General features: G+C 38.1%; 16 protein-coding genes. All 16 read left to right on the plus strand.

The annotated features are described in order from the left end of the window. Positions 1 to 11: 11 nt before the first annotated feature. The 16 genes from CHH48_RS01500 to CHH48_RS01575 all read left to right on the plus strand — a co-directional run bounded on the left by CHH48_RS01500 (position 12) and on the right by CHH48_RS01575 (position 19672). Positions 12 to 371, plus strand: coding sequence for a nuclear transport factor 2 family protein (locus CHH48_RS01500; RefSeq protein WP_095217587.1), 360 nt, complete (start codon positions 12 to 14; stop codon positions 369 to 371). A gap of 177 nt (positions 372 to 548) precedes the next feature. Continuing rightward, positions 549 to 1397 carry an aldo/keto reductase gene (locus tag CHH48_RS01505; RefSeq protein ID WP_095217588.1) on the plus strand — a complete coding sequence of 283 codons (849 nt, stop codon included), beginning with the start codon at positions 549 to 551 and terminating at the stop codon, positions 1395 to 1397. 184 nt (positions 1398 to 1581) lie between these two features. Further along, positions 1582 to 2220, plus strand: coding sequence for an NAD(P)H-binding protein (locus CHH48_RS01510; RefSeq protein WP_095217589.1), 639 nt, complete (start codon positions 1582 to 1584; stop codon positions 2218 to 2220). 431 nt (positions 2221 to 2651) lie between these two features. Then, positions 2652 to 3797, plus strand: coding sequence for an MFS transporter (locus tag CHH48_RS01515; RefSeq protein ID WP_095217590.1), 1146 nt, complete (start codon positions 2652 to 2654; stop codon positions 3795 to 3797). A 65-nt stretch (positions 3798 to 3862) separates the two neighbouring features. Further along, positions 3863 to 4774: an FAD:protein FMN transferase gene (locus CHH48_RS01520; RefSeq protein ID WP_095217591.1), complete on the plus strand. Its 912-nt coding sequence runs from the start codon at positions 3863 to 3865 to the stop codon at positions 4772 to 4774. 20 nt (positions 4775 to 4794) lie between these two features. After that, complete coding sequence (locus CHH48_RS19670; protein WP_217903010.1) at positions 4795 to 5259, plus strand: FMN-binding protein; 465 nt, start codon at positions 4795 to 4797, stop codon at positions 5257 to 5259. A 528-nt stretch (positions 5260 to 5787) separates the two neighbouring features. Next, positions 5788 to 7215, plus strand: coding sequence for a HAMP domain-containing sensor histidine kinase (locus CHH48_RS01530; protein WP_095217592.1), 1428 nt, complete (start codon positions 5788 to 5790; stop codon positions 7213 to 7215). Beyond that, a complete protein-coding gene (locus CHH48_RS01535; RefSeq protein ID WP_095217593.1) occupies positions 7212 to 7907 on the plus strand; it encodes a response regulator transcription factor in 696 nt (231 codons plus the stop codon). The genes CHH48_RS01530 and CHH48_RS01535 overlap by 4 nt, the downstream gene beginning before the upstream one ends. A 1396-nt stretch (positions 7908 to 9303) precedes the next feature. Continuing rightward, positions 9304 to 9978, plus strand: coding sequence for a cytochrome P460 family protein (locus CHH48_RS01540; RefSeq protein ID WP_095217594.1), 675 nt, complete (start codon positions 9304 to 9306; stop codon positions 9976 to 9978). A gap of 606 nt (positions 9979 to 10584) precedes the next feature. Further along, positions 10585 to 11700 (plus strand): alpha/beta hydrolase, encoded by a 1116-nt coding sequence (locus tag CHH48_RS01545; RefSeq protein ID WP_095217595.1) that lies wholly within the window; start codon positions 10585 to 10587, stop codon positions 11698 to 11700. 952 nt (positions 11701 to 12652) lie between these two features. After that, the gene (locus tag CHH48_RS01550) at positions 12653 to 13126 is read left to right on the plus strand and encodes a hypothetical protein (RefSeq protein ID WP_217978587.1); all 474 of its coding nucleotides are present in this window, start codon (positions 12653 to 12655) and stop codon (positions 13124 to 13126) included. Positions 13127 to 13202: 76 nt separating this feature from the next. Further along, a complete protein-coding gene (locus CHH48_RS01555) occupies positions 13203 to 13670 on the plus strand; it encodes a flavodoxin family protein (protein WP_176466345.1) in 468 nt (155 codons plus the stop codon). Between the two features lie 489 nt (positions 13671 to 14159). Continuing rightward, on the plus strand, positions 14160 to 14816 hold the full coding sequence (locus CHH48_RS01560) for an NAD(P)H-binding protein (protein WP_217903012.1): 657 nt from the start codon (positions 14160 to 14162) through the stop codon (positions 14814 to 14816). Positions 14817 to 15094: 278 nt separating this feature from the next. Continuing rightward, positions 15095 to 15943 carry an aldo/keto reductase gene (locus tag CHH48_RS01565; RefSeq protein ID WP_095217598.1) on the plus strand — a complete coding sequence of 283 codons (849 nt, stop codon included), beginning with the start codon at positions 15095 to 15097 and terminating at the stop codon, positions 15941 to 15943. Positions 15944 to 15963: 20 nt separating this feature from the next. Continuing rightward, positions 15964 to 17313 (plus strand): MFS transporter, encoded by a 1350-nt coding sequence (locus CHH48_RS01570; RefSeq protein WP_095217599.1) that lies wholly within the window; start codon positions 15964 to 15966, stop codon positions 17311 to 17313. A 733-nt stretch (positions 17314 to 18046) separates the two neighbouring features. Further along, a complete protein-coding gene (locus CHH48_RS01575) occupies positions 18047 to 19672 on the plus strand; it encodes a cytochrome c biogenesis protein ResB (protein WP_095217600.1) in 1626 nt (541 codons plus the stop codon). The last annotated feature ends 16 nt before the right edge of the window (positions 19673 to 19688 follow it).

Below are 19688 nucleotides of genomic sequence, written 5' to 3' on the forward strand. Positions count from 1 at the left end.
GATGAGGGAAAATAGAAAAAGTATTAGAAGTATCTAATAGAATTTGGGATGCCTTTCAAAAAGAAAACGTAGATGTATTAGTTGATTTAGTTCATCAACATGCTAGGTTTGTTCATATGGGAGTTACACTATCACGTGATGAGGAAATAAACATTATAAATGAAAGAGGCATTGTTTATAAAGAGATTGATTTTCAGAAAAGTACAATTCATGAGATGGAATCAACGGTGGTTTTGTTAAATAAAATAAAACTGATAGCTATTGTTGACGGTAAAGAAGTAACCAATCCTTTTGTAGTTACCGAGGTATATACTAAAAAAAGAGATATATTTAAATTAGCATCGATGTCTTATACAAAAATAAATTATTAATAACAAATATGCTTTAAACTAGTGAAGAGATTATTATTATTTCCTGCAAAAAGACCTCGTTTAACAGCATATTGGTAGACCATTTAGAGAAAAATGAAAGATAAATAATTATATTCCCACGAAGCTCAAAGTTTATAGTGACTTAATCATATAATTAACCAGTAGGAGGAAGAAAAAATGAAAACAGTACAAGTTAATAATGGTGTTGAAATTCCAATCTTAGGTTTTGGGGTATTCCAAATTCCTCCAGAAAAAACAGAACAAGTTGTGATTGATGCTATTAAAGCTGGATACCGTCATATTGATACTGCACAAGCTTACATGAATGAAACAGAAGTCGGATTAGGTATCAAGAAATCAAGTGTTGCTCGAGAAGAGCTTTTTATTACAACGAAGATATGGATAGAAAATGTATCGTATGATGGCGTAATGAATTCTTTTCAAGGTTCACTTAATCGCCTTGGCTTAGACTATGTTGACTTATTACTTATCCACCAGCCTTATAATGATATTTATGGTGCATGGAGTGCGATGGAAGAACTCCAAAAAGAAGGAAAAATACGAGCCATTGGCATTTCAAATTTTGCAGTTGACCGTGCAGTGGATTTATCCTTATTCAACAAAGTAACTCCAGCTATCAACCAAATTGAGATTAACCCATTCAACCAACAAACAGAAGCTATTGAAGCATTAAAAGCACAAGGAATTCGTCCTGAAGCATGGGCTCCTTTCGCAGAAGGTAAAAATGAGATCTTTCAAAATGAAATTCTTAGTGAAATAGGTAAGAAATATAATAAGTCAGTTGCGCAAGTCATTTTACGTTGGCTCGTTGAACAAGAAGTTGTAGTCCTAGCAAAAACGACAAATCCAGAACGCATGGCAGAAAATATTGATGTGTTTGACTTCAGATTAACGGATGAAGACAAAGCAGCTATTGCGACCTTAAATATTGGAGAAAGCCAGTTCTTCTCACACGCTGACCCAAACATGATTAAAATGCTTGCCGAAACTAAATTAGGTTTATAAGAGAAATTCATATATTTTAGAATATTAATCGCATGAATTTGTTCATTTAGAACATTAATTTCATGCGATTGATTTTTTTCTTCTTAAGAAAATCAATTCTTTAATAAAATCACTTATATACCTGCTCTTTTAGGATTTATAACAAGCCAATTAAATTAAATTCAATTAATAGGAGGAAATGTATATGAAAGTAATGATTTTAGGGGCCGCTGGGCAAATCGGCAGAATGGTAACTGCTGATTTATTAACTCAAACTAATTTTGATTTAGTATTATATGGGCGAAATGTCACTTCGCGTTTGGCAGATACAGTCAGTGATCGTGTATCATTAGTTGATGGTGAATTTGAAGAATTTGACAAGATCACAAATTACCTTGTTGATGTGGATGCAGTATATCTTAGCTTTGTTGCTAAAGACGACCTTATCAGTCCATTAGTTAAGATATTGGAAGAAAGCGGTATTAAACGCTTTATTGCAGCTAGTGTTCCTGACTTGTATCAAGAGATTACTGGTAATTTTCAGGATTGGTATCGAGCCAATACTGGAATTATGTGGACATCTCCATATCGTAAAGCTGCTGACATTATTGAAGCAAGCAATCTTGATTATATAATTCTTCGAATAACTTGGCTTTATAATGAAGAAGGTAACACGCGTGTTCATATCACCCATAAAGGAGAACCTTTTGTCGAGGCTCAAATTACTCGTCAAGCTGTTTCTCAATTCATCACTGATTTATTCAATAATCGTGCAGAATACCATCGAGCCAGTTTAGGGTTGGGTGAACCTGGAACAGAATATACAAAACCAAGCTTTTATTAAACTAGTTTAAGAGATAGCGAAGCTTTATTTTTACTAATTGCTATCTATTAGTTCTCAGTTCCTTTTGAGGAACATGATATTAATATATATTAATGACAGTAATTTTAGCTCATGATAGAAAAATGTGCAAAGACCTTACTTAAGCCGATAGTATTAATTTGAAGTGTCGGATGTAGTTTACTTCATTAATTAATAAAACAAGAATAGCTAATCTTTTGAGTAGCTATTCTTGTTTTAAATAGAAGAGCTTGTACGACGATTAATTAATATCTAGCTGTTCAGTTTAGCAACAAATAATATTGTACTTATACCATAAGAGAATTAGGCAATCATTTGAGATGATTTGGATAACTCACTTTAATAATAACGGGCATAATAAGATTATAACAATATTTTTCAGTTGTTTAGAGAAAAGGAGTAGACAAATCATCATGAATAATACTTGGAAAATATATATGCTGATGATAATCAGTTTTTTCATTGGAACATCACAATTTGGAATAGTTGGTATGCTTGATAAAATTTCTGATTCAGTAGGTGTTTCTGTTGCTACAGCGGGACAGTTAATTACTGTTTTTGCCCTTGGTAACGCAATAGGAACACCTATAGTAATGATAGCTATTTCAAAGCTCAATCAACAGAAACAATTACTGCTTGCCCTTTCTGTAGTAGTTATTGGAATCATTTTTACACTTGTACTTCCCGGATTTGCTCTATTAATGGTAGCACGAGTAATACTGGGAATAGGAACTGGAATGTTTATTGTTACAGCATATGACATTGCCGCAAAGTTAGCATCACCAGGAAAGCAAGGTGCTGCAATGGCGAATATAGCTATGGGGTTTAGCTCCTCTCTTGTTTTCGGTGTACCAATTGGTCGTATTATTTCAGCATCTTACGACTGGAAAGCAATCTTTTGGATAATCGGTGTGTTTAGTGTTATTGCACTTATAGTTGTTGCAAAAACAATTCCGGCATTCGAGGGAGGAAGTTCGATATCTTTAAGTAAACGGTTGTCTCTCTTGAAAAATCCACGAGTAGCACTAACATTATCCATAACTTTCTTTGTCTTCCTTGGCTTTTCGGTTGTTGATACGTATATAACTCCTTATTTGAACGCTATCACATCGACTGGCACAAGTATAAGTGCAATCCTTTTCGCAATGGGGATTGCCAGTGTAATTGGATCGAAATCAGGGGGCTTACTCGCAGACCGTATCGGTGTTAACCGTACACTTATCGGTTCTATGGTTATCCAAGCTGTGGCACTGGCATTACTTTCAGTCGGATCTGAATGGGTAGTTTCTGCAGTAGTACTATTAATGTTGTGGGAAGTAGCTTGTTGGATGTTTGGATCAACTCAAAATTTCAATTTAGTTTCCTTAGTCCCTGAGGCATCTAGTATTGTACTAAGTTTAAATAGCTCATCTGTACAGCTTGGCTTTGCAGCAGGTGCTGCGGTGGGTGGAATCATTGTTGGTGGGACGTCCATTATGTCAATTACTTGGATCAGTGCTACTTCAGCACTTTTGGCTGCTATAATTGCGATCTCTCTTAGTCGTTTGAAGAAAAATTAAAACACAATAATAAAAGAGACAATTTGCCTTTCTTCAATTTCATAAATAGAGGTGGGACATTAGTGATGTATTCAGAGAATAGTTCAATCCAATCTGGAAATAGTAGTCGATTCACATTTAAAGCTATTGGAACTCACTGGGAGATCGAGACTTCTAATCCATTAAAAAATCGACTAAAGAACAAGATTCTTAATAGAATCGAACTATATGACCAAACATATTCCCGATTTCGCCATGATTCACTTGTTTCACAGATCGCTCAATCTCAAGAAGGAGGAAGGTTTGATTTTCCAAATGATTCCGTCAAACTTTTTAAATTCTATGAGGAACTCTGTACACTGACTGATGGGGCAGTTGATCCACTAGTGGGTCGGGATTTAGAATTATTGGGATATGATAAGGAATATACCTTCCTTCCTAAAAAAGCAACTGTTCTTAATCAGGAAAAACCTTCATGGTTGACTGACATTGATCGGGAGGCTACATCAATTGTCACGAAAAAACCGTTAGTTATTGATGTAGGAGCTGCCGGAAAAGGATATCTGGTGGATATAGTATCAGAAATTCTTTTAGAGGAGGGATTTATAGATTTCATTGTTGATGGAAGCGGTGATATTCGTCATGTAGGAAAGGATAATGTAGCAATTGGCCTTGAACATCCCCTTCATCCAAATAAAGTAGTAGGTGTTATACGTTTAAGCAACCAAGCCATTTGTGCGTCTGCTATTAATAGACGTGCCTGGGGAGATGGCTTACATCACATTCTTCATGCAAGGACAGGTACCCCTGTTAAGAATGTGATAGCAACATGGGTTGTAGCTAACAATTGTATGATTGCTGATGGGTTAGCAACAGCATTATTCTTTGAGACAGGTTATAAACTGGCAAAGGATTTCACCTTATCTTATGTTCGTATGTTTGCAGATGGTACGGTGGAGATTTCAGATAACTTTGAAGGTGACATTTTCACTGAATAATAAGTATGGAGGTTCATAGCATGACAAATCTAAGTCCCATTCTAAGAGCAATATCTATCACAGGTCTCTCATTATCTCTTCTTATTACCTCTGCTTGCCGGGCATCTAATTTGGAACCGGATCGTTCTGATTCTTCTTCAGATTCTAATGTTAGAACTTCAGAAAGAACAAGAGAAAACGAGTCTGAACTCGAATATAAAGACGGAAGTTATTCAGCAACAGGTGAATACGGAGGCCTTCCTTCCTCCATCACAGTAGATGTATCTCTTGAAAGAAATATCATTACAGAGGTTGAAGTGACACCGCATGCTACTAATGAGACTTCTCTTGAACTCCAGCAACGCTTTGCAGAAGCAGTACCTGCAGTTGTTATTGGTAAAGATATAGGAGAGGTGGAGGTCGGACGTTTAGCTGGATCCAGTGGAACTCCAGATGGTTTTAATGATGCGATAAGACAAATAAGGGAACAAGCTAAAAATGAATAATTGCTTTTCCAATCATAATTTCTATATGTACTAGCGCTAGTGATTAATTTAGCTTCATTAGCAAATGGACCTTATCTGTAAATCACCTTAGCAGTCTGCCTAAAACAAAACTGGTAGGCTGCTTATTTCATATAAGAGAATATTGCATATAAAAAAACATAGTAATTCTTGATCAGTGTCTACATCTTTATTATTCCCCTCAATCTCAAAGTATTTCTACGGTATTATTGATATATATAAATTAATGTCTATTTTATTTAACACCCAGCTTGGTAAGACACCATTTCTTTTTAGGTTATGTTTGTTAGCTCTACATATTCGGACAGAGTTTATTTAGTTTCTTTTGTTTGTATGTATTTCATTTTAAACGGCTGAGCTTTACAGCCGTAAACCTTCGTGGTATTCGTAGAAAAGGCCTTAATGCAATGGGACTTACTCGACAGACTTTAGCATTTGTTTAGGTTATCCCCTTTAGAAGTTTACAATTTACTGCTAATATTAGCTTTAGATTAATTAGAGGGTGCTGATATGAAACTGGAAAAGCGAATATTTATTTCTAATACATTGATGGTACTGCTGTCATTAGTAGTATTGCTTGCCATTGGGAGTGGCATGATTAATATGTACCATGAAACAGTCAACAAAAATAATCAACTTGACTCTAACATTTTAAAGGTTGAAACTATTTTGAAGAAAAATCAAGGAGACGTTCTGGATTGGTCGGCGCTTAGTCTTTCTCTGGCAGAATATAACTATCGACTGTGTGTCTCAGAAGGCGATTCATTGATTTACTGTAATATACGACACCCTGAAGATGATATAAAATCCTTTCTGAAAACGCTCAAATTGAGTGCTGATCAGCAAAACGTGTTCTTTGGAGATGGCGTGACAACGATTGGACAACTCATCCCAGTCGGAAATGAAACCTATGCTGTAGTTGCAGTTAATTACAGCATTCATAACAAATTATTTGGCGTAGATCGGAGCTATTTTGAAAAATTCCTGATCATCTTCCTGCTTGTGGGACTTGCCTCCATTGCTGTCCTTATTCTCATTAGTCAGCTGCTTACCAAGCGTCTTGTCAAGCACATCATGACACCGATTCATCAATTGACCGAAAGTGCAAAACGCATTGAAGAAGGTGATTTATCAACTCCAATCATCTATACAGGTAACGACGAATTTGAAATTGTATGTGCCTCCTTCAACCAGATGCAGTTCCATCTTAAAGAAGAACAGGATAAAAACGCTACCTATGAAAAGGCACGTACCGACATGATTACCGGAATTTCCCACGATTTGAGAACGCCGCTCACTTCTGTAAAAGGATATATTAAAGGATTGCAGGACGGCATTGCCAACACGGCGGAAAAACAAGCACAATATCTCTCCATTGCCTACAAAAAAGCCTCTGATATGGACGTGCTGCTGCAAAGATTATTCTATTTTTCTAAGCTAGAAACTGGTAATCTGCCGTTCTTTCCAGTAGAAACAGACCTCGGCAAATTCGCGCAGAAATTTGTTCTCGATATTCAGGATGATTTGAAGCATAAGAATGCTTCCATCCGCGTCGAGATATCTGACGGTATTCATCCGGTCAGGATTGACAAGGAGCAAATAAGGCAGGTTCTGGCCAATCTAGTGGAGAATGCACTGAAATATGCAAGAGTAGAGCCGTTAGAGCTCTCCTTGAAGGTTTCGCGGGAAAACGAATATCAAGTGCTTAACTTTGCGGATAACGGAAACGGCGTATCGCCGGAGAAGCTTCCGCACCTTTTCGAACAATTTTACCGCGGTGATGAATCAAGAAACAGCAAAAACAGCGATGGAAACGGTCTCGGATTGTATATCGTGAAATATATTATTGAGGCACAAGGTGGAACTGTTATCGCTGAAAACAATCAGGGGTTGAAATTTACTATGACTTTACCCTCAGCGAAAGGAGGTAGTGTATGACGAAAATATTGATTGCTGAGGACGATGCAGAAATCGCGATGCTGGAAAAGGATTACCTGGAGATCAGTGGATTTGAAACGAAAATTGTGGCAGATGGCAGCAAGGTAGTGAAAAAAGTCTTGGATGGCAGCTATGACCTTTTGATTCTAGATCTTATGCTTCCTGGTTGCAGCGGATATGATATTTGTCGTGAAATTCGCGATCAGACTGAAATTCCAATTCTGATGGTGACCGCCAAAACGGAATCCATTGATAAAATCCGCGGCCTTGGCTTGGGAGCAGATGACTATATTGCAAAGCCTTTCGATCCTGCGGAACTGGTAGCCAGGGTCAAATCTCATTTGAGCCGCTATAATCGTCTTACCAATAAATCCTCTCGAACTGCAGAAGAAAGCGCAATCCAAATTGGCAACTTGAAAATATTGACCCGCAGTTGGAAGGTATACCGTGACGGACAAGAAATAAAATTTCCTAACCGGGAGTTTGAACTGCTAAAATTCCTTGCCATGAATCCGAATATTGTTTTCTCCAAAGAAGAGCTTTTTGTTAAGATATGGGGACATGATTATATCGGTGACAGTGCTACCGTTACAGTTCATATCAATCGTATCCGGGAAAAAATTGAGGAAGATCCCTCCAAATCGAGGATGATTGAAACTGTCTGGGGGGCCGGTTATCGATTAAACCTGTAACCCAGAATGTGTGGAAGACGTTTAGAGAATCAAGAAATCCCATGTTTCGTGGTCATAACCCTGTCAAGTAGACTCGATTTAAACGACATCCCTATACTACGACCGATTCTCGGTATTTTACCGGGGAACGGTCGCTTAGTTTTTTCTGAAAGCGTGAATGGATGTCTGAACGAAATATATTCGTAAGTGGCCCGCTTCAGTTCAGAGACCGTTTACAGATTGGTTAGTAAGATCTTTTCTGTTAAAAAAAATCGATTCGATATAGGTATTTTCAAAGCAGTTTCCGCGTCTGGAATGGATGACAAGAATACCAAGCTTTTTAATGAACCGGTCCACACGTTTATGGTTGATATGCATCCCTTCACATCTCAAGGACTACTGTCATAAATAAGTAGCCGAAGTAGGGGTTATATGGTGTATGGTCCTAAATGGCCCTTCAGTAGCTGTTCTTCTAAGACTCGATGTTGACTTTTGACGCCACTTGAAATAGCCTGCTTGTGATATCTCCGCCAATTTTAGAAGGCATTTAAGTGGATACTTCAATTTTATTCCTCAATGAATTTCACATCAGTTGCTTTACCCACTACCACCTGAGTTTTCTTCCGAACTCCAAGCAACCTGGTCACCTCTTGTTAAGACATATTCCTTATTCACAAGTGTAACAGCGTGCATTTTAAATTCTCGGTATACCTGTTGTATGTATGCCCTGTTTTCCCCATAAAAGTCCCATGCAACAGGGAATGTATAAGTCCACTTTTAAAGCGTCGGTAATCGTAAAGGGGGTAATCACGTTTTATTTGCCAAAAAGTTTTTCTTTATTTAGAAATTGTTTATATTTTGTCATCAGATAGTTTAAATATATTTTTTATCATAGATAACACCTGATGGACAAATAGTTATGAAAATTGGACGGTACGGATGGCATAGGAAACATTATAGGAGACAGTGAGACAATTCGTTTTTATCTCTTTTTTCGCCTTATGTTTTTACATCATCGGATTCCCTCTCCCTATGTTATTCCGAGCTCAGAGCCGGCACAGGATCCGTTACCGTTTCACTCACGACCCGAACGTCTGGGTACAAAGCTTTTTTTATTCGAAAAAGAATGGACATTGTGCAACATGCTTGAGGAACAATATCCGGACTATTACTGCTTTGCGGATGCGTTCAGCTTGATGCAATAATATAAAGTCAGGGCGTAATGCCGAAAAAAAGAGGGGAAGGGCTAATGACTACGGCACTTGATTAAATATGATCTAAACTTTCGGGAATCTGGCCTGTTTTTCGCACTATGGCTTGGAATAGTTGGCACTCTTATCCCTTGAAGCTCACATGAGGACTGTTCTGAAGATGGAGTTAGCAATACAAATACGAAAAATTTTAGGAGGAAAACAATATGAAAAAAATATTATTTCCGTCCCTTGCATTGGCAATGTCCCTCACTCTTACTGCTTGTAACAGCAACAATGACACAAATGAAGTGTCCCAACAGTCGCCATCTGAGTACGATCGTGAACTTGTCAAGTTCCCTGAGAACTACAAAGAAGGTGTGCTCTACACTACTGTGAATCGTGGGAGTATGAGAGGGGAAATCTACACGAGCCGAGAAGTGATTGAAGCGGTCCAAGATGGCCAGCAGGTACCGAGTGGCGCCGTTATCACTTACGAGATTTATAATGATGACGAGCTTTCTGAAATCTTCGTGATGGAAAAGCGCACTGGCTGGGGCGACCAGAACCCTCCTGATACCCCACAAAACGGCGATTGGCTATACCAGGAATTCAATGGCGACAGGTCGTTGGATTACGAGGAAGACATCGGTCGCTGCTTTAGCTGCCACGCTAATCGAGAACGGGATGATTACATGCAAACGTTTGATGAGATGCAGAGTTTTGATCTAGAAGATGTTACAGGATCTAAGGACAGAAACACAGAATCTAGGCTTGCAGGCATCTCTACGGAGGGCTGGGAGATCAATGCAATAGGTGATAATCATGAAATGATTGATGATGAGAAAAAAGGAGAGATGATTCAGAATACCCTTTTAGCATTTTATTTACATCAGGATTAAGTGAGTGCTTTCCTGAATCTCAGCGTACAGCTTAACATGTTTACTGGTAATACAATCCATGAACTAGTTGTAGTTGTCCTGTTGTGTTGTTTATTGTCCACAATATATTAAATCGACGGTGGTATAAGACGATTATTAAGGGAAGTAACATGTACGACGTGTTCTTTAAATTGTGGTCAATCTGCTTTTTCTTGTACTCATAGTTGTAGTGATGATAAGCTCCGTGCCGAACTCTCGAGACATGTTCCCTATTTGCCTATAGGCAATGACGTGATTGTACGGCAGATACATGTACTGACTGCATATTTGATGGTTATTTTCATGGCTGTACATATGGGATTGTGTTTGGGAACGATTATCAATGCAGTAATGCAGTGAGAAAGAGATTGGGGTTACAAGCTAATTATAAATGATCCTCATTATCTCTTAGATAACTCAGCCATAGGATTTTTATTGGATTACCTATCAATTATGGGAACCAATTTCTGTGGGACTCATTATGCGATGAAATTTGTTCAGAAGAAAAAGTGCATTAATTACGGGATAGAATTAATGTACTTTTTTATAATATTTAAAGTGTGGCTACCACTAAAATGGAGGAAAACAATGAAAAAATTTTTTATATTGCTTTTAATGATTGGAGTAGTGACTGCACTTGCAGCTTGCAGCCCAAATACATCTGATACGCAAGGAGATGAAGGTGAAGAGCTTACAATAGAAAAACAAGGTAGTTTTTCGGCGGGAGGAGTTGTGGTCGAAACTCCCGGTACGTATGAAAGCCAAAAATTTGATAATTGGAAGCCATATCCCGAAGGTCAGACATATCATGGAGATCACGCATCCGTTTTTTATCAGATTCCAGAAAAAGCTCGTGATTTTCCGATGGTTTTTTTACATGGTGCTGGTCAGTCGGCACGCACTTGGCAAACCACACCTGATGGAAGAGATGGATTCCAGAACATTTTTCTGAAACGTGGATTTAGCACCTATCTAATCGATCAACCAAGACGAGGACAAGCAGGACGGAGCACTGTCGAATCACAAATTACGCCTGTTGCAGACGAGCAGATGTGGTTTGAAATATGGCGTATGGGACGTTGGCCAGAGTATTCAAAAAATGTGCAATTTCCTCAAGATGAAAAAAGTTTAGAACAGTTTTTTCAATGGATGACACCTGATACGGGAAGCTTTGATGCAAACCTTGTATCGGATGCAACTGCCAAAGTTTTTGATGAATCAGGGAAAGGAATACTGGTAACTCACTCACAAGGTGGTCTACCTGGGTGGATGGCAGCAGCGCAAACAGATAAAGTAGCAGCGGTAGCTTCTTATGAGCCGGGCAATTACCTGTTTCCCGAGAATGAGGTTCCTGAATCATTACCGAGCAGGACAGGCGCTTTACAAGGAATCAGTGTACCTATGGATGAATTCAAAAAATTAACTGAAATTCCGATTGTAATCTATTTTGGCGATTACATTCCGGAAGCAAATGAAATATCAGACGATTTAGGTGCTGAAAACTGGCGTGTCAGGCTGGAACTTGGACGCCAATTCGTTGAAACTGTGAACAAATATGGCGGCGATGCAACTTTAGTGGAACTTCCCAAAATCGGAGTTCATGGCAATACCCATTTTATGTTTGCCGAGCAAAATAATGTTGAATTGGCTGACCTTTTATCCGATTGGATGAAGGAAAAAGGACTTGATAAGCGTGGCCAATAACTAGTAAATAAAAGAAGATGAACTATTTCCCGATTTATGGGAACGTTATACCTATAAACAAAGGCGAATGAGGTGCCGCCTTTAATGTCTAGTTCTTCTGGTGAGCTTAGGGCCGATGCAGTGCCCCTGTCAGATTTTATGAAGCTCACAAAATTCCGATTGTCCTCTATTACGCCGACAACATTCCGGAGAAACCTCCGCAAATCTGGAAATATGATGGATGGCGTGGACGTCTGGCAATGGTAAGGTTTTGCCATCACATTCATCTATTGACCTAGAAAGTAACAGGTGACGGACTTCTTGCAGGCTCAGTTGCTTTTGGAACTGAATGGGCTTATTGCTGTCACCTCCTAAAAGTGCCAATGAAGTGAAGAAACACCCATATTCACTATGTCGTCAAGCTCCTCAATCCGAAAAGGCTGCTCATAGTTATGCATGATATGTTCAATCACGTTACTGATTCGATAGGTATAGCTTCCTTCTATTTCTATTTGTCCTAGCCTACTTACATGTGGTCGTTGCAGAACCCTCTAGAGAATCTCCTTCATGGAGAAGGGGCGCAAGTACGGAAATCGTTCGGGACTATCGGAACTCAATGGGTGATTAAGACCCAAAATCCATTGAGCTATCGGTTGCAACAACGATTTTATAGGGAATTGAACAATTTGATACCATATACTCTCGCTTTCGTCCAGACTCTCTTGTGTCTCGAATTGCGGCAGCCCCCGAGGTGGATAATTCAACTTCCTATATGACTCGATAGCCCTCATTGATCACTATGACCGGTACGTACGGATGTTTGCCGATGGTTGTGCTGTGATCTCTTAGAACTTTGATGGCAAGATTTTCTCGTAAGAGCACCATCCGGAGGCAGAAGTCATGTTTCTAGAACACAATTGATTGAGTCTTGCTTGAATAAACCAAATAACCTATAAGGAAAGGATATATTTGTATGATCACCTTGAGCAAAAGGGTTATAGTCACGATGATGACCGGGATATCTATATCCATTGTCATGACTTCATGTCAGGCGAAGGAAGATACGGCAGTTGAACGTTCAAGGTCGACTTCCAATGCTGGTGTCAGCAATTCGAGATCAACAATAAGTAAAGACTCCGTTTATGCAGACGGCACTTATAAGGCGACTGGTCAATATGGTAGCCTCCCATCGTCTATCACTGTGACAGCCACCCTGGTTGACAATGCCATTAATGAGGTCAAAGTCACGCCTCATGCAACGAACCCAACCTCCCTTGACTTACAGCGACGATTTGCTAATGCAGTCCCGGCAGTTGTAGTCGGGAAGCGAATCGACGAGGTGAAAGTAGGTCGTCTCGCAGGATCCAGTCATACCCCTGACGGATTCAACGATGCAATCCAACAGATTAAGGAGCAGGCCCGGATAGAGGATTCTACCTCGAAATGACCTTTCACAGCCTCGATTCTGGATAGGGGGAATGACTCAAATTCATATCAATGGGTCATACCTTAGGAGGAACAAAGTGCAAAGACGTATATTTCTAAACAGTAGTATGAACATTAACGGTAATACGGCTAAATTAGCAAATGAGGTATTTGGTGAACTTGAATATACCCCCGTAAATTTATCTCAGTTTCATATTCTTCAATTCGGACAGGAGTCTGAACAGCAGAGAGACGATTTTCAAAAAGTCATGAATCAACTAATAATGGCAGATATCATTGTAATCGGTACTCCAGTTTACTGGTCAAGCATGAGTGGTTATTTAAAGACGTTTATCGATCGTTTTGCTGACGCTCTCGATGCTCCATTAGCAGGAAAACGCGTTTATCTGTTGGTTCAAGGTACTGAACCAGAAGATGCCATTCCTTATATTACAAATGTAATATGCCATATCTGTCGTCGTTTCCATATGAAATATATGGGGTTAGCAACTAATTCTAGTGAAGCCTCAATTTTGTATCATCTAATAAAGAGCCTTACTACGTAAAAACGTAGTAAGGCTCTTTAAAATGGTTTAAGTCTCTCAGTTAAAGCTCTGATGAATGCAGGATTCAAGCGTTTATTCTTTGATTATCTTTCTCTCTCAAGCGTAGTAACTGGTAAGTCAACAGACGCAATAAAATAATCGGCAGGACTGTAAGTAAAGCGTTCCTGTGCCAGAAATATTTCATTCCCTGAACGATAATACATAAGGAGGTATTATAACGATCCTACTTTCTCTTTGCTAGTACCATTAAAATTCATATCTCCCCGTTATGTAACATTATGAAAGTATCAGTGAGAGGATTAGGCAATGATTCGAGATGAATGGGATACCGGTTGCTTTCTCATCTATTGCATAATAAGGATACGGTTAAATCATATAATTGTTTAAAGCAAGTTATGATTCGCCTTCAGAGTATGGCAGATGACCGGATGCCTATACTCGGCTTTGGAATTCTTCAAACAAAAAAATATTATATGAGGAGTAGATATTATGAAGATTTTGATTTTAGGTGCAGCCGGTCGAATAGGCCAAATGCTAACCAATGAATTGCTTAATAAAACGGACCATTCTATCGTTCTTTATGCAAGAAACGGACATAAGCGTTTAACGATAACGGATGATAGCCGAGAGGTGATTTTTGAGGGTGATTTTAAAGACAAAAATAGTCTAATTGAAGCGATGAAAAATGTCGATCTAGTTTATGTTAATGATATGGGCAATGAGCATTCTACAAAAACGATTATTGATGCCATGAAGGATGCTGGAGTAAGAAGGGTCATTTCTGCCTCTATTTTGGGAATTTATAATGAAGTACCTGGAGCTTTCGGTGTTTGGAATAATAAAATGATTGGATTAGACAGTAGTGTGGGTAGTAGAATGAAATCCCAGATTGAATCTGCGAGGTTAATTGAAAATTCAAATCTAAATTATACACTGTTACGAATATCATGGCTTTACAACCAAGAGGGCAATACCAGATATATGCTTACTAAGAAAGGAGAACCATTCAAGGGTACCCAAGTTACGCGTCAGGCAGTAGTTCAATTAATCATGGATATCATTGAAGAAAAGAGTGATCAATATCTGAAGGTTAGCATTGGTGTTAGCGAGCCCGATACCGATTGGGAAAAGCCATCATTTTATTAAGATCTAAAAAAGAAGAAGGATATTTTGGAGACGTATATTTCTAAAGGGCAGTATGAACATAGAGGATAATTCAATCATAGATAGGTCATTATAATACAGAATTGTGTATTAAGTGAAGTTGGCAACCAGTTGAGAAGAAATGGATACCGGTTGCTTTCTCATTTGTTGCATAACAAGAATCCAGCCAAAGATAAACCAATCCTTCCTACCTATAATAGTATTAGATTTGGCGTAAGAAAGATCAATTTTTGCATAATAATCAAAATGGAGGAATTAACATGAAAAAAGTAACTCTAAACAACGGAATTGAAATTCCAATTTTAGGCTTCGGAGTTTACCAAATTCCAAAGGAAGAAACAGAACAAGCTGTAATTGACGCTATTAAAGCAGGATATCGTCACATCGATACAGCTCAATCTTATTTGAATGAAGCTGAAGTAGGACAAGGTATAAAAAACTCAAGTGTTGCTCGTGAAGAATTATTCATTACAACGAAAATATGGGTTGAAAATGCTTCTTATGATGGAGTGATGGAATCATTTCAAGGGTCACTTAATCGTCTAGGATTAGAATATGTGGATTTACTCCTAATTCATCAACCTTACAATGATGTTTATGGTGCTTGGCGAGCAATGGAAGAATTACAAAAGGCGGGGAAGATTCGTGCTATCGGCATTTCGAATTTTGCTGTTGATCGTGCAATTGATTTAGCAGAGTTTAATGAAATCACTCCTACGGTGAACCAAATTGAAATAAATCCTTTCCAACAACAAACTGAGGCAATAGAGGCTTTAAAAGCTGAAGGTATCCAACCAGAAGCCTGGGCACCTTTTGCTGAAGGGAAAAATGGTATTTTCACGAATGAAGTGTTAACTTCAATCGGTAAAAAATATAACAAGTCAGTTGCACAAGTGATTGTTCGCTGGTTAGTCGAAAATAATATCGTAGTTCTTGCAAAATCAACCAAACCTGAACGAATGGCTGAAAATATTGATGTATTTGATTTTCAACTCTCTGAAGAAGATAAGAAAGCTATTGCAACACTTAATGTTGGCGAAAGTCAGTTTTTCTCTCATGCTGATCCAGCTATGATTAAATGGATGGCTAGTAGAAGAATTGAACTCTAATCTGAATTAGGAGAGAAATAATGGCTCGAAAGACAAAAGTAAAATTTGGAATGATCCTTCCGATTGTTCTAATAACTTACTTTTTGATATTACTCGATAATTCAATTATTTTTACAGGAACTGTAAAGATTGCACAAGATTTAAGTCTAGATGCGCGGAGTATATCCTGGGTAAGCAATGCCTATGCTTTGACTTTTGGTGGATTATTACTGGCAATGGGACGCGCCGGTGACATATTTGGACGCAAGAAAATTTTCATTATTGGCTTGGTTCTATTTGGGCTTGGGTCATTGGCTGTCGGCCTCTCACAAGACAGTACGAGTATCATTCTTGCTAGAGCCTTTCAAGGGATTGGCTCGTCCATCCTTGCGCCATCGACATTGGCTTTAATTATGGATGCTTATGAAGGGAAAATGCGGACAAGAGCGATTATTTATTACGGAGCAACTGCAGGCATTGGGTCAAGTTTTGGGTTGATTATTGGCGGAGTAATTGCCAGTCAACTTTCATGGCGAGACGGGTTTCTGATTAACGTTCCCCTAGCGCTTATCCTGGCACTTCTAAGTATTCGTTTTGTTCCAAAGTCTGTACAGCAATCAGGGAAAATCGATGTACTCGGCGGGGTACTTTCTATTCTAGCGATGACAAGCTTAGTATATGGTATTGTAGGTGAAAGTTATCATCAACTTTCCTTAATTGCTGCACTCATCCTCTTTGTCTTTTTCATTTCGTATGAAGCAAAGGTTAAGACACCACTTATGTCTTTAAAAATCTTTGCAGATAAAGAACGCTCAGGTGCTTATCTTGCACGCTTCTTGTTCATGGGCGCCATGCTAAGTTATTGGTTTCTCACACCACAGGCCATGCAAAACGGCTTACATTTCACGCCACTCCTTGCTGGTTTTGCCTTTTTACCAATGACCATTCCTCAATTCTTATTCGGGGTCAATGTAGCGAAACTTACTGAAAAATTTGGGAATGCCACCGTACTTATTGTAGGTATCTTTATTACCTTACTTGGAATTTCACTTGGTATCTTCACAAACCTTGAACAGGGCTATATTTTATCAATGGCTCTACCGATGTTACTACTTGGTATCGGTCAGGGGCTAGCGTTAAGCCCCTTAACAGTTGCAGGGGTGGCTCATACAAGTAAAGATATTTCGGGAGCCGCGTCAGGTGTAGTAAATACAGTGCATCAATTGGGTGGAACGGTAGGCTTATCACTGGTTGTGGTAGCCATTAGTTCCTTATCAGAACCTGATGCTATTTACCATTTAGCTAAAATCTTGATTGGCATCTTTGTTTTACTGTCATTAGTTGTGGCCATGAGTTTCATTTTGCCTGGTGAAAAAAGGACAAAAGCCTAAGTATTATAAAAGACTTTTATGAATCTTTAGAAAACGAAACTGAAAACAGGCTATTATCTAAACTGCTTTTGTTAATTATAAAAATGTACGTGAAATAATGTACTTAAACTAATGGGGCGATTTTTCAATTAGAAAAATCGCTTTTCTTCTTCAAGTAACTGGTAGGTTAATGCATTAAGCACTGCTTAACAATTATATACAAATAAAAAAATCTATACAGTTTTCTGTTTATTAATCCTTCGATTATTAATAAATATACTCCCAGAACCTACATCATTTGTTAAAGGACCGGCAAAGGATGCCTGGAGGCATCCTTTCATTTTTAGATGTAAAGAGAGCACCTACAAATTTAAGCATTTTCAGTCATAAAATATTCCTCAGATTTTGCGTTTGCGGGGTTTAAATCAGGTGAATTGACCTCTGGCAGCTTTGATTTCTGGATATTTTGTCATTCCTCCATCAGCAAATAGGGTAATTCCAGTTACATAAGCCAGTATTCTCTAACGGAATGGTTTTTCTTTATTTAGAAATTGTTTAGATTTTGCTATCAGATAGTTTAAGTTTATTTATTATCATAATACTTGTTATTCTCTCTATTATTATAATTAAAAATTTTTCTTTAAATAGATATAAAGCATGAATTAAATTATCTATAAAGTCACAACACTATTTATTCTATTGCTAAATCATAAATATTCATCAAAAGTAATTATTTTCAAAGGAGCATTTAACAGTGGAACCTATAATTTGTGAATGTGGCCATTTTAACCCAAACGGTACTGTTCTTTGCGAATCATGCGGGAAACAGATTGATAAAAGCGATAACCAAAAATCTTTTGATATGCGTTATGAAGGTAGTTCTAGGCGTTCAAAAACTTATAAAAAAACACTGATTGACAAGATTTGGAACTTTTTCTCCTCAGTAAAAGTAGGAATCTGGATTATTGGTTTAATTCTAGTAGCATCGATCATAGGTACAATACTACCTCAGCAAATGTATATTCCTTCAAGTGTTAGTCCTTCAGTCTACTATAGTGAGCAATATGGATTTTTTGGCCAGCTTTACTATCAGTTGGGTTTCCATAATTTATATGGGTCTTGGTGGTATTTTCTGCTGCTAGCAGCGTTGGGAGTATCACTTGTTGTTGCTAGTCTCGACCGCTTTATCCCTCTGTATCGAGCATTGAAGAATCAAGGAGTTACCAAGAACGAAAGGTTTTTACAAAGTCAGCGTCTTTTTAGTAAAACTAACAGACTTGAAAACAATGCTGAGCAGCGAGAAACATTAATTAAAAAAATAAAAGAAAAACATTATAGAATTAGAGAAGAGAATGGAAATCTTCTAGCGGAGAAATACCGATTTTCAAGATGGGGGCCCTATGTTAATCACGTAGGTCTTATTATCGTTCTTATTGGCGGAATGCTGCGGTTTGTGCCAGGGATGTACTTGGACGAAACCCTATGGATCCGGGATGGAGAAACAAGTGTGATTCCCGGAACGAATGGTGAGTATTATTTGAACAGTGAAGGGTTTTTTTTAGAAACCTACGATAATAATCAAGAAGATCAAAAAATATCTGAATCTCTCTCAGGTGCTGGTAATGAAGCGACTATAAGGAATTATCAAACGAATACTACCTTGTATAAGATTGAAGGTCAGGCAATGCCTGGCGTAAACCCCGAACTAAAAAAAGTAAAAGAGAGGCAAATCAGAGTAAACCATCCTTTACGGTTTGATTCCTATTCTATATATCAATCTTCGTATAAATTAAATGAACTTAACAAGATGACGTTTAATTTGGTTGATAAGCAAACAAAAGAACAATTAGGGCAGATAGAAATTGATTTATTGGAACCACAGAAGACATATGATATGGGTAACGGCTACCGAGTAGAAATTTCAGAATATTTTCCAGATTTCTATTTTAACAGCGATGGTCAGCCTGCTACGCAAACGCAATCCCCAGATAATCCGGCTTTCTTATTTAGATTAATTTCACCTGAACATCCAGAAGGTGAAACCAGCTTTACTGCAATTCAGAACACCCTAGAAATGAGTTCAGATAATACATTAAGAATGGATTTTGAGAACGCTGAAACCAAAAATCTATCGGCCCTTAGAGTCCGTAAAGATAACACACTTTGGATTCTCTTGTTTGGCGGAGCTGTTTTTATGATAGGCATTATTCAGGGTATGTACTGGAATCATCGCAGAATATGGATTAGAACAACTAATGATGAAATTATTATCGCAGCTCATACAAACAAAAATTGGTATGGTATCACAAAGGAAATAAACAAAATTCTAAAAGATGCGCATATTGAAGAACTAGCCGATCCTAACACAAAAAGAAAATAAGATAGATGGGGGAACT

Origin of the sequence: Terribacillus saccharophilus (assembly GCF_002272075.1) — a bacterium.
Lineage (GTDB): Bacteria > Bacillota > Bacilli > Bacillales > Amphibacillaceae > Terribacillus > Terribacillus saccharophilus_A.